Below are 11,826 nucleotides of genomic sequence, written 5' to 3'. Positions count from 1 at the left end.
CAAGGGGGATGTAACATGTGTAATTTATCTTTAACGAGAAGATTTGCACTCATTTCTTTCAATGGGGAACGGGTGAAAAAAACAACATCATTTACCAGCCTGAAAGAGCGGTGTATGGTGACAGCTCTTTTGCTGGATTTTATTGTGTGTAAAAAAATTATTTCTGCACAGGAATATGATTGCAGAAAACAGGATTCTGCCTTAGAATTGAATGAATATGAAAAGGCGGTATCTGATATTTGGAAGGCGAATGGAACAAATAGTGATTCCTTATCCAATCTGGTAAGTCGTTCTCTGAACATGCCTGTAAAAGAAATAAATAAATTTTATAAAAAACTGATTGATGGAATGGTGTCGGAAAAACTCATGGATATCATTCCGTCACTATTGGAATGTGATTTGTATTATCAGACATCTGGAGTAAAAATAAATGAATACAGGTCAGATGATTTACAATATCAGAACACAGTAAATGAGTTGAGAAAAATGATTGTTGAAGAAGATGCGATTACGGATGAGAACATCAGCCTTGTCTGGTTGTTAAAGCAAAGCGGAGATCTGTCAAAGATATTTACGCTGGAAGAAGTCCATCAGATAGATGAAATGATCAAAGAATTATGTAATAAAAATAATTTTGTTGAAGCATTATTCGCTATTAAAGGAAAGGGATCGTTCCCACGAACATGGAAGGCAATTCTTACTTATAAGAAAGAACTGGCAAAAACACCCATAGGCAGCGGGATTGTGTCAAGAATTCCTATTCTTGTAAGAAGTGAATCGATATTTATAGAAACAGAAAGAATGTTCCCTGATTCCTGGGAACGAGTGGAAGACGTTAAAAACAGGCTGGAATCAAACGGGCATATTTGTAAAGTAAAAGCAGTAGGAGGAGTTTCATTTATGGAAATTGATCATGTACTTTATGAATTAGTGCCAGATGCAGTGGTGATGAAAGTAATGAATATTCACGGGGTCCGGCTGCGGCGCCATGTAAAATAAAAAAATCCAGAAGATGAGGTGGTAATAAAATGGGAGAATTAACACATTTTGATGACCATGGCAATGCGGTTATGGTAGATGTATCAAGTAAAGACATCACTGCCCGTACTGCGGTTGCAAAAGGCAGGATTAAGGTAAATGCTGATGTCATGGAAGCAATTTTAAATCATACAGTAAAAAAGGGAGATGTTCTTGGTGTAGCCAGGGTAGCTGGAATTATGGCAGTAAAAAACACTTCTTCCCTCATTCCCATGTGCCATCCTCTTGCAATAAACAAATGCCAGATTGACTTTGAGGTTCATAAAGAGGCAGGTGGTATTCAGGCTGTATGCCTGGTCAAAACGGAAGGAAAAACCGGTGTTGAGATGGAAGCTCTCACAGGAGTTACGGTAGCGTTGCTTACGGTGTATGACATGTGCAAGGCAATTGATAAGAATATGGAAATAACGGATATTTTCCTTGAGAAAAAGACCGGAGGAAAAAGCGGAGATATTTTTAACGGAAAGGACCTGGAATGAAAGATCAATGGAATCGAAAGATCGATTATATCCGAATATCCGTAACAGACAGATGCAATCTTCGCTGTATTTATTGTATGCCTGAGGAAGGAGTGCCCTCTATACCCCACGAAGAGATCCTGACCTATGATGAGATTGTGCGACTCTGCCGGTGCTTTCTAAAATTTGGTATTAATAAAGTTAAGATAACCGGCGGAGAACCTTTGGTAAGAAAAGATATTCCGGTTCTTATTGGACAGCTGAAAGCGCTGGACGGAATGGAAACAGTTACCTTAACAACCAATGGTCTGTTACTGGAAAAGTACCTTCCGGAGTTGATGGCTTCTGGATTGGACGGCGTTAATATAAGCCTGGATACTCTGAATCCGTTAAAGTATAAGCGGATTACAAGGAAAGATGCTTTAACAGATGTACTGTCTGCAATAGAAAAAGCGCTGAATTATCAAAATTTAAAGGTAAAGATTAATTGCGTCCCGTTTGCGGATACAGATCAGGAAGATATTATTAGAATTGCAGGCCTGGCCAGGGATTCCAGGCTGGGGGTTCGGTTTATCGAAATGATGCCAATTGGGTTAGGAAAAAGTTTTTCCTATTATAGTGAAGAGAACATCATTGCAGTTCTTAAAGAATCGTATGGGCATTTAGAACCTGTGGACACAGTAATTGGAAACGGACCGGCTCATTATTACAGTGTGTCCGGGTTTGAAGGCAAGATCGGCTTTATCAGTGCACGATCCCATAAATTCTGCAATGAATGCAACCGGGTAAGGCTTACTTCCCAGGGGTATTTAAAAACCTGCCTGCAATACGATCATGGAACAGACTTGAAAACTTTATTAAGAACCAATGTGGAAGATTCTGTGTTGGAGCAGATGATGAAACAGACAATTTATGAAAAGCCGGTCAGCCACAATTTTACAGGAGATAATCCACAGGGGATTTATGAGACTGACGGCATGTCAAAAATAGGAGGATAAGAAGAAATACCCATGGGAAAAATTATTGCAGTCTGCATCAGCGAAAAAAAAGGGACTCAGAAGAAAAATATACACTGCGGAGAATTCATAGAAGAATATGGAATAAAAGGAGATGCCCATGCTGGAAAATGGCACAGACAGGTCAGCCTGCTGTCCAATGAAAAGATTGAAGCATTTAAAAAAAAAGGTGCCCAGTTGGAAGAAGGCGCCTTTGGTGAAAATTTGATTGTAGATGGAATTGATTTTCGTTCCCTGCCGGTAGGCACCAGATTTCAATGCAATGACGTTCTCTTAGAACTTACCCAGATTGGAAAAGAGTGCCATACCGGCTGTGAGATCTATCAGAAAATGGGGGATTGTATCATGCCGAGAGAGGGAGTATTTGCCCGTGTGTTATCAGGAGGTATCATTCGGGAAGGGGATGATCTGACCGTATTGGATGAAAGTATAGAAAAACCAAAGACAGATAAATTACGGGTGGCAGTAATAACCTCAAGCGATTCCGGATTTTCGGGAGAACGGGAAGATCTAAGCGGATCTGTTATCTGCCGCATTGTGAAAGAATATGGATACGAAGTCGTTCATCAGACAATTCTCCCTGACGACATGACCATGTTATGTGATGAGATGAAATATATTTGCGATAACAACCGGGCTGATCTTATTTTGACAACCGGTGGAACTGGTTTCTCCAAAAGAGACTGTATGCCTGAGGCCACCCAAAAGGTTGCCGAACGTATGGTGCCTGGAATTCCGGAAGCAATGCGAGCTTACAGCCTGCAGATCACAAAGCGGTCCATGTTATCAAGAGCAGCCTGCGGAATCCGGAAATCAACGTTAATATTAAATCTGCCAGGAAGTCCCAAAGCAGTGGAAGAATGCCTTACCTATGTGATTACGGAACTGGAACACGGTCTGAAAATTCTGATCGGCACCGCAGACAATTGTGCCAGATAATATGAAACAGTATACATGAAAAATGCTCCGGCCATGGTGACCGGAGCTACTTTTGTTTTCATCAGATATAAATAATTTCCACTCCTGCGAAATTAAGTTCTCCTACCAGTTTTAATACAGGAGCAGTATTATTGGTGACAAACCCTCTGCCTTTCTCACTGACTCCACCGACTACGGATTCGATCTCATTTTCCACCCTCCACTCTTTCGGAACATAAAGTTCGATTCCGCAGAAGTTACCGCTAATTCGTACAATGGCCTCTGTTTCCACGTGTGCTTTATTAAAATAAACCTGTATGGAGCCAAAACTGCAGTCTAAATCCGCCTGTTTAAAATTATCTGAGTTTATATATTTTGTGCTGGATCCAAACGTAGTGCTTTGTTTTACATGGTCATTGTCTTCAACATCAATTACTTCCACCTGTGGGTCCTGATGAAAGCTGTTGTATTTGTGATGATGGTTATACCAGTCATGGCTTCTCTTGTGAAACAGTAACGACAATCCGATGCTTCCAAGGAGTGCTACTGCAAGGACAGTCCAGGGGGTCAGACTCTCTATCCCCAGAACCTTGTCATAGGTGATACACAGGAATGCAATTGGAAATAAGATTCCTGAAAAATTTAACCGCGGAATACTTTTCGCGATGATGGCCAGCATAAATACAGTGAAAACTAAGGAAAACGGGCTAAAACTGCCAAGATAGCCCAGTTTTCCGATTATTACAAATGCGGCTGCCAGGAGAAACATAATTCCCCAAAATAATCTATTTTTTTGCATATTGATTTTACCTCTCTTTTTTATCGTTCCATGTGCTGGTGATCCAGCTTCCATTTTAAAAGCTTATAGTAGTTTCTTGATACATAGACCTTTTTATAGGAGTTTTGAAATTCCACCCTGCTGGAGGTGGTGGGGCTGCGTGTGATGCTGTAAACCTTTGTGGTGTTTAATATGGTGGATTTTGAGATTCTCATAAAATAAGGGGGGAGAAGCTCTTCCAGTTCATAAAGCTTATATTCTACCTGAAATTCATCATCGGTTGTATGGGCAAAGATGCCCTTGTCTGCAGTCTCAAAAAACAGGACTCTGCTTACATGAAAATAGAATTCCGTATCATTTTGATAGAAAATCATCTGTGTCTGGCTGTTATCCAGTTCCGAAATCATTTTTTGAATCAGGGTAATCTCCTCGTTGATTTCAGGACAGCGGATACACAATTCACTTTCCTGTAAAGCTGTATCAATTTCTATTTGAATTTTCATAATAAAGTGATATCCATCCTCCTGTTCGTTCTGGTCAGCTGCCGGCGCCTGTTTTTAATATGTGCTAATTTTATCTGAAAATAACAGCTATGTAAATATGTTTCAGGCAAGTGGTGGGTTATTGGCGGTAAGAGGTGTATTTTTATACAGTGAAAGGCAATATCATACAAGAAAGCAGCTACCATCTATGTTATACTATGCATGAGACAGGAGAGAAAGGAGGGACCCGTTTATGAAGCAGGAAATGCGGACTGTGAAATATGATGGGGAATTAAATGTTGAGGCCTATCATTTTCAGGGTATTATGCAAAATTTTCCCAACCACTTTCATAATTATTACGTAATTGGGTTCATTGACGCCGGCCAGCGGTATCTGCATTGTAAAAACAAGGATTACACCGTAGAATCAGGAGATTTATTACTGTTTAATCCCAGGGATAATCATGCCTGCGAGCAGATTAACGGAAAAGCGTTTGATTATCGGTGTATTAATATCCAGCCTGAAATTATGAAAAAGGCAATGCTTGAGATAACCGGGAGAGAGTATCTGCCTTATTTCACGTCTCAGGTAATCTTTCACAGTGAACTGGTTGTGATACTAAAGGAACTTCATCAGATAATTATGGAGGAAGAAACGGATTTTAAAAAAGAGGAGATTTTTTTCTTTCTTCTGGGGCAGCTGGTCGAAGAACACACAAAGCAGCATCTGCCAAAAGAACAAATGGTGCAAAGCACGCAGGCAACGGTGGTCTGCGAATTTCTGGAGTCTCATTATATGGAAAATATTTCTCTCAATGATCTTTGTAATATGACAGGGCTGAGTAAATACTACCTGCTTCGGTCATTCACCAGGCAAAAGGGAATCTCTCCTTACAGCTATCTGGAAACCATACGGATTGACAGGGCCAAGAAGCTGCTGGAGCAGGGGGCCATGCCTGTGGAGGCAGCGATACAGACCGGATTCAGTGATCAAAGCCATTTTTCCAACTTTTTTAAACGCTACATTGGACTTACACCAAAGCAGTATAGTAAAATATTTAAAGATACTTGATGCTGACTGATAAAAAGAAAGGGTTTTCATGGACAGAAAGAAAGAGATTCAGGGACATTTGTTTTCATTATTTACAATTTTTATCTGGGGTACCACATTCATATCGACTAAAATACTTTTAAAGGCATTTACTCCCATAGAAATATTATTTATAAGATTTGTAATTGGTTATTTCGCTTTACTCGCGTTATATCCCCACCGCCTGAAGGTGAAGGAAAGAAAACAGGAACTGTATTTTGCAGGAGCAGGATTATGTGGTATTACCCTTTATTTTCTGCTGGAAAATATAGCATTGACTTATACATTGGCTTCAAATGTTGGCGTTATCATTTCCATTGCACCGTTTTTTACTGCGATTTTCGCCCATTTGCTTTTGGCTGGAGAAAAAATGAGAGCCCAGTTTTTTATTGGGTTTGCAGTGGCAGTGGGGGGGATATTTCTCATCAGCTTTAACGGAAGCAGTCAATTGAAATTAAATCCAATGGGAGATATACTGGCAGTGCTGGCGGCTGTGGTATGGGCCATTTATTCCGTACTTACAAAGAAAATCAGCGGGTATCATTACCACACCATTTCAGTGACACGAAGAATTTTCTTTTACGGCTTACTGTTTATGATGCCTGTATTATTTATATTTAAGTTTGAGCCGGACATTGATCAGATTATAAAACCGGTGAATTTGTTTAACATCATATTTCTTGGATTTGGGGCATCTGCCATTTGTTTCGTAACCTGGAATTATGCACTGAAAATACTGGGAGCCGTAAAAACCAGTGTCTATATTTATATGGTTCCAGTTATTACTGTTATTACATCCGTACTGATCCTTCACGAGACAATTACAGGTACAGCCGTGCTTGGAATCCTGCTTACACTGGCAGGACTATTTATTTCAGAAATAAAGTTGCCGGTCAGACGCCAGAATAAATAGAAGTGGTTTTAACTTTTCTATCTACAAAATTCCCTGTTCATGATAATATAAGTACATAAATGGAATGTCATACTGTTGGAAATAATAAGAGCAGACAGACGGAAAGGGGAATAAAGATGTTAGAAACAGGAATAAAAGCACCATCATTTGAATTACCGGACCAGAATGGAGTAATCCATACATTAGATGAATACAGGGGAAAGAAAGTGATTCTTTATTTTTATCCAAAAGACCAGACACCGGGCTGCACCAGTCAGGCATGCGGATTTGCGCAGCTTTATCCCCAGTTTCTAGAAAAGGATGCAGTTGTGATCGGCATCAGTAAAGACAGCGTTGCTTCTCATAAGAAGTTTGAGGAGAAGAATGGTTTGCCTTTTACTCTGCTTTCTGATCCCCAGCTGGCTGCAATTCAGGCTTACGATGTGTGGCAGGAAAAGAATATGTATGGAAAAAAGACCATGGGCGTGGTTCGAACCACATATCTGATTGATGAACAGGGAGTGATAAAAAAGGCATTGGGGAAAGTAAAGGCGGCTGAGAATCCAGCGCAGATGTTAAAGGAAATCTAAATGAAGATCATAATATCACCAGCGAAAAAAATGAATGTGGATACCGATTCCATGGCCACAACAGGGCTGCCTGTTTTATTAGATCATACCAGAATTCTTTGGGAAGAAATTAAAAAGATGTCCTATGATGAGGTGAAGACGTTATGGGGCTGCAACGACCAGCTTGCAGGATTAAATTACAGGCGATTTGCTGAAATGGACCTGGAGAAAAACATAACTCCCGCAGTACTGGCCTATGAGGGGCTTCAATACCAGCATATGGCGCCTCTGATTATGTCCAGGCAGGCACTTGACTACCTCGGAGACCATCTGCGGATTCTCTCCGGGTTTTATGGAATCTTATCTCCCTTTGAAGGAGTAGTGCCATACCGTCTTGAGATGCAGGCGCGTATGGCTGTTGCTGACAGCAGGGATTTATACGGCTTCTGGGACAATAGAATCTATAAAGAACTGGCAGGGGAAGAACATATTATAATAAATCTTGCATCTAAGGAGTACTCTCAGGCGGTGAAGCCATATTTGTCGTCTGCTGATACATTTGTCACATGTATATTTGGAGAACTGGCTCATGGTAAGATAAAACAGAAGGGGACTCTCGCCAAGATGGCAAGGGGAGAGATGGTTCGGTTTATGGCAGAGAACAATGTGACAGAGGTCAGACAGTTAAAGAAATTTAATGCATTGGGGTACCGATACATAGAGGAGTTATCCACTGAGACAGAAATGACTTTTGTTATTGGTGGATAATATAGCCCAATTGATGAATAATTGTTGATTATAGCCGAAAAAGGTTATATAATGCAATTAAAGATATTGGAGGTATTGGTATGTATTTTTTAATCAATTATCAACCCTATATTGCAATTATAGGAGATATAAAGGGATCCAAAGCAATTAAAAACAGAAAAGAGGTCCAGGAAAATCTGGCAATGGTGCTGAATGAAATCAATGATCACTATTCAGACGATATCGCTTCCAGATTCATGATTACTCTGGGGGATGAATTTCAGGGTTTATTATTAAACGGAACCAGTGTGATGAAGATTATTTCAAGAATAGAAGGAAGACTGGATCCCGTGAAATTGCGGTTTGGAATCGGTGTGGGAGAGATTACGACTAAGATCAATCCGTATATGGCAATCGGAGCGGATGGACCGGGGTACCACAAAGCGAGGGCTGCCATTGAATATCTAAAGGAAAATGAAAAGAGAAAGCAGAGTAGCGTTTCTGATATCCGACTTGAGGTGGAGGGAGAAAATCAGGAGCCCCAGATGTTCATAAACACCATTTTTGGATTGATGGCGGCATTAAAAGCTTCGTGGACAAAACGTCAGAGAGAAATTATTCAGGATATGCTGGAACATCGGGACAACCAGACAGAAACAGCAAAAAGGCTGAATATTAAGCAGCCAACAGTGAGCAAGGTTCTGGTGACAGGAAATTACTATGCTTATGAAGAGGCGTTTGATACTGTAGAAAAGGCATTGGGGGAAATTGGGTGATTAGAAATTGAAACAATATATGATGGTGCTCCTGTTAGGGCACGTTTTGGGGGATTTTTATACACAGGCAGAGGAGACTGCAAAAAAGAAAGAGAGCAGATTCCTTTGGGTTTTGATCCATTGTCTCGCTTATTTAGGGACCATGACCTTAACCAGTTTGGTGATTTTGCCAGGAAGTGCGATTTATATTAGTCTGACTGCGGGCTTTTGTCATTTTATGATCGATTCGGGCAAGTTTTATTCTCTGAGGTCTTTGACCAGTCAAAAGAAAAAAACACCGGAAAAGGAACGAAATATATTTTGCCTGGATCAGATTTTTCATATGATAAGTCTTTTATTCATTTCTTATATTCCGGCTTACTGGCATTTTCAGACCTGGAAGTGGCAGATCGTTACTGACTTTTTTGATATAGCCGGTATTTCCTTCGAGTTAACTGCTGCCTGGATTCTTGCCTTGCTCCTTGTACATAAACCCATGAATTTATTGATTCAGAAAATGCTTATGATCTATAAACCTGTTGACAGGACGGCGGAAATGAAACGAAACCGCAATGCAGGAAGGCTGATTGGCACACTGGAACGAATCATCATGTTGATTTTGATTTCACGGGGACAGTATTCGGCTGCAGGGCTTGTTTTAACAGCGAAATCCATAGCCAGGTATGACCGGATATCCAAAGATCAGGATTTTGCAGAATATTATCTGCTTGGAACGTTAATGAGTACTGCTGGTGCCATATTATGTTCCCGTTTTCTGATAATCTGAGTCTTAGCCATCCGTTTTACCTCTGTTTTTGCAAATTGCAACTGCTGGTTGTCAGATCATACAGTGCACTTGGTAGTTGACAACCGGTGAAAATCTTATAATAGAGGCAGTCAACGGACATTATTCGCTTTCTTTCAGACTATAAAACAATAGAAAGCTAAGGATGGGCGTATGACCAATATGAATGATGAGAGGATGGATCATTGTGATTTTAGCAGAAAAAATTATGGAACTCAGAAAGAAAAATGGGTGGTCTCAGGAGGAACTGGCTTTCCAGATGGAGGTATCCAGGCAGTCGGTCTCAAAGTGGGAGTCAGGGGCTTCCATTCCGGATCTGGAACGAATCTTAAAACTCAGTCAGCTGTTTGGTGTATCGACCGATTATCTGCTGAAGGAGGAGTTAGAAGACTTACCGGCAGCATTACCCGGAAATGCCGATGGTGAAAATGGAAGAAGACGTATCACCATGGAAGTTGCAAACGAATTTATGGAAAATAAGATCAAAGCATCGAAGAAGATAGCCGGGGCTGTATCAGCCTGTATCCTGTCTCCGGTTGTTCTTATTTATCTTGGGGCATTGGCAGAATATAAAGAAAATGTGATTAGCGAAGGGATGGCAGGGGGTGTCGGTGTCATTGTTCTGCTTCTGATTGTAGGACTTTCTACGGTATTTTTCATATTAAACGGGATGAAGATGGAAGCATTTGAGCATCTGAATAAAGAAGTATTTCAGCTGGAATATGGAGTAGAAGCAATAGTACGCAAAAAAATGGCACAATATGAAGGGATTAACCGTCTCTATACGGTTACGGGTGTGTTTCTATGCATCATTTCCGTATGCCCGTTGCTGATTGCATCTTCTTTAGGTGCTTCTGGATATATTCAGACGATTTGTCTGTTAGTATTGTTTGTTATAGTTTCCGCAGCTGTTTTTCTGATCATAGTTGCGGGAGAGAAGAAAGCCTGTTTTCATATTCTTCTTCAGGAGGGAGATTATGCAGAAGGCAAAAAGGTGGAAAAGAAAAAAGAAGAACGTGTACCGGCTATTTACTGGTGTATTGTGACTGCAGTTTATCTGGGGATCAGTTTTTTAACTGAAGACTGGGGTAAGACCTGGATTATCTGGCCAAGTGCAGCTGTTTTGTATGGAGCTGTTTTGGGAATTGCCGGGGCATTGAAAAAAGATTGATATCATAAGGATTACTCTTAAGTCCCAATGATAATAAAATAAGTAAATCAGGCTAGCCGCAGCGCGTTCATAGGACAAAATCTGGTACATTTGCCACAGCGTATTCAGGCTTCCATATCAACGGTGGGAGCCTGAAATCCGTTTTGCTTTAAGGCTCCTACCGGACAGATACGGACAGAGGGACAGGGGGCATTATGTCTGTAACAACGTCACACGAAAAGAGAAAAATTTTCAATACCAGGAGGTGACAACATGAAGATCAAAATAATCGGTTCAGGCGGCTGCGTCAGCATACCGAGACCATTATGCCAATGCAGAATCTGCAAGGAGGCCAGGACAAAAGGAGTTCCATACGCAAGATGTGGATGCAGCCTGTATTTAGAAGATCTAAATTTATTAATTGATACACCGGAAGACATCAATGCAGCATTAAACCATGCTGATGTGAAAGCAATTGATACCATATTGTTCAGCCACGCAGACCCGGATCATACCATGGGAATCAGGGTGATTGAGCAATTAAAAATGGACTGGCTTGCCCAGTCTGTGGGGATAACCTGCAGCCAGCCTCTGATTGTAGGTGCCATGACTGAGATTATAAAGGAACTGAGGAGTCAGTGCAGTAAATATGGTTCCATGCTGGAATATTATGAAGAGATGGGACTGGCAAAAGTCAAAAATATGAACCATCTGGAACAAAACGGAATTCAGATCGAATTTGTCCCGGTTGATGAAAGTGGGATTGTAACCGTTTTTGTGATAAAGGATAAAGAGCGGAAAGTGATTTATGCGCCCTGCGATGTAAAACCATTCCCAGATCACCTGCTATTTTATAAAGCCGATGTTTTAATTATTGGCAATACCATTGTGGGAGATGAGTTAAAGGATGGGTTTGTACTTGATGAAACAAATATTCTACGGAAAGAATTATTTGTTATGGATGAGATTGTTGCATTAAAAAAGAATTATCAGATAGGAAAAGTAATCATCACCCATTTAGAAGAAGACTGGGGAAAATCCTATGACGATTACTTTAGGCTGCAAAGACAGTATGAAGGAATTGAATTTGCCTATGATGGAATGAAAATAGAATTCCCATAGGCTGAA

At 40.6% G+C, this 11,826-nt stretch carries 15 protein-coding genes; 12 read left to right on the top strand and 3 right to left on the bottom strand.

Going from position 1 to position 11,826, the window contains the following annotated elements:
• Positions 1 to 15: 15 nt before the first annotated feature.
• Genes ABS301_RS05015 through ABS301_RS05000 form a run of 4 tightly spaced genes read left to right on the top strand, consistent with a single transcriptional unit; the run spans position 16 to position 3,451 of the window.
• Entirely contained in the window at positions 16 to 999 is a 984-nt protein-coding gene (locus ABS301_RS05015) for a hypothetical protein (protein WP_349671171.1), read from the top strand.
• A 29-nt stretch (positions 1,000 to 1,028) separates the two neighbouring features.
• The gene (gene moaC / locus ABS301_RS05010; protein ID WP_349671170.1) at positions 1,029 to 1,517 is read left to right on the top strand and encodes a cyclic pyranopterin monophosphate synthase MoaC; all 489 of its coding nucleotides are present in this window, start codon (positions 1,029 to 1,031) and stop codon (positions 1,515 to 1,517) included.
• Positions 1,514 to 2,494, top strand: coding sequence for a GTP 3',8-cyclase MoaA (moaA, locus tag ABS301_RS05005; protein WP_349671169.1), 981 nt, complete (start codon positions 1,514 to 1,516; stop codon positions 2,492 to 2,494). The genes moaC and moaA overlap by 4 nt, the downstream gene beginning before the upstream one ends.
• A gap of 12 nt (positions 2,495 to 2,506) precedes the next feature.
• Positions 2,507 to 3,451 (top strand): molybdenum cofactor synthesis domain-containing protein, encoded by a 945-nt coding sequence (locus tag ABS301_RS05000; RefSeq protein ID WP_349671168.1) that lies wholly within the window; start codon positions 2,507 to 2,509, stop codon positions 3,449 to 3,451.
• Between the two features lie 61 nt (positions 3,452 to 3,512).
• Here the strand turns inward: ABS301_RS05000 and ABS301_RS04995 are convergent, their stop codons facing one another.
• On the bottom strand, positions 3,513 to 4,229 hold the full coding sequence (locus ABS301_RS04995) for a LiaF transmembrane domain-containing protein (RefSeq protein ID WP_349671167.1): 717 nt from the start codon (positions 4,227 to 4,229) through the stop codon (positions 3,513 to 3,515).
• A gap of 20 nt (positions 4,230 to 4,249) precedes the next feature.
• Positions 4,250 to 4,711: a LytTR family DNA-binding domain-containing protein gene (locus tag ABS301_RS04990; RefSeq protein ID WP_349671166.1), complete on the bottom strand. Its 462-nt coding sequence runs from the start codon at positions 4,709 to 4,711 to the stop codon at positions 4,250 to 4,252.
• Between the two features lie 232 nt (positions 4,712 to 4,943).
• On the opposite strand from ABS301_RS04990, the gene ABS301_RS04985 reads away from it, so the two are divergent.
• The 7 genes from ABS301_RS04985 to ABS301_RS04955 all read left to right on the top strand — a co-directional run bounded on the left by ABS301_RS04985 (position 4,944) and on the right by ABS301_RS04955 (position 10,719).
• Positions 4,944 to 5,762, top strand: coding sequence for an AraC family ligand binding domain-containing protein (locus tag ABS301_RS04985; RefSeq protein ID WP_349671165.1), 819 nt, complete (start codon positions 4,944 to 4,946; stop codon positions 5,760 to 5,762).
• Positions 5,763 to 5,790: 28 nt separating this feature from the next.
• The gene (locus ABS301_RS04980; protein WP_349671164.1) at positions 5,791 to 6,693 is read left to right on the top strand and encodes a DMT family transporter; all 903 of its coding nucleotides are present in this window, start codon (positions 5,791 to 5,793) and stop codon (positions 6,691 to 6,693) included.
• Between the two features lie 116 nt (positions 6,694 to 6,809).
• On the top strand, positions 6,810 to 7,262 hold the full coding sequence (locus tag ABS301_RS04975; RefSeq protein ID WP_349671163.1) for a peroxiredoxin: 453 nt from the start codon (positions 6,810 to 6,812) through the stop codon (positions 7,260 to 7,262).
• Entirely contained in the window at positions 7,263 to 8,009 is a 747-nt protein-coding gene (gene yaaA, locus ABS301_RS04970; RefSeq protein WP_349671162.1) for a peroxide stress protein YaaA, read from the top strand. It abuts the gene before it with no gap.
• Between the two features lie 80 nt (positions 8,010 to 8,089).
• Positions 8,090 to 8,764 carry a SatD family protein gene (locus tag ABS301_RS04965; RefSeq protein ID WP_349671161.1) on the top strand — a complete coding sequence of 225 codons (675 nt, stop codon included), beginning with the start codon at positions 8,090 to 8,092 and terminating at the stop codon, positions 8,762 to 8,764.
• Between the two features lie 7 nt (positions 8,765 to 8,771).
• Positions 8,772 to 9,530 carry a DUF3307 domain-containing protein gene (locus ABS301_RS04960; RefSeq protein WP_349671160.1) on the top strand — a complete coding sequence of 253 codons (759 nt, stop codon included), beginning with the start codon at positions 8,772 to 8,774 and terminating at the stop codon, positions 9,528 to 9,530.
• Positions 9,531 to 9,735: 205 nt separating this feature from the next.
• A complete protein-coding gene (locus ABS301_RS04955) occupies positions 9,736 to 10,719 on the top strand; it encodes a helix-turn-helix domain-containing protein (RefSeq protein WP_349671159.1) in 984 nt (327 codons plus the stop codon).
• A 47-nt stretch (positions 10,720 to 10,766) separates the two neighbouring features.
• On the opposite strand, the gene ABS301_RS25785 is transcribed toward ABS301_RS04955, so the two are convergent.
• On the bottom strand, positions 10,767 to 10,823 hold the full coding sequence (locus tag ABS301_RS25785; protein ID WP_502877950.1) for a 4Fe-4S binding protein: 57 nt from the start codon (positions 10,821 to 10,823) through the stop codon (positions 10,767 to 10,769).
• A gap of 148 nt (positions 10,824 to 10,971) precedes the next feature.
• On the opposite strand from ABS301_RS25785, the gene ABS301_RS04950 reads away from it, so the two are divergent.
• Positions 10,972 to 11,820 carry an MBL fold metallo-hydrolase gene (locus tag ABS301_RS04950; RefSeq protein ID WP_349671158.1) on the top strand — a complete coding sequence of 283 codons (849 nt, stop codon included), beginning with the start codon at positions 10,972 to 10,974 and terminating at the stop codon, positions 11,818 to 11,820.
• Positions 11,821 to 11,826: the final 6 nt, after the last annotated feature.

Source organism: Lacrimispora sp., from assembly GCF_031982545.1.
In the GTDB taxonomy this organism is placed as follows: domain Bacteria; phylum Bacillota; class Clostridia; order Lachnospirales; family Lachnospiraceae; genus Lacrimispora.
This window is presented reverse-complemented; position numbering and strand designations above follow the sequence as displayed.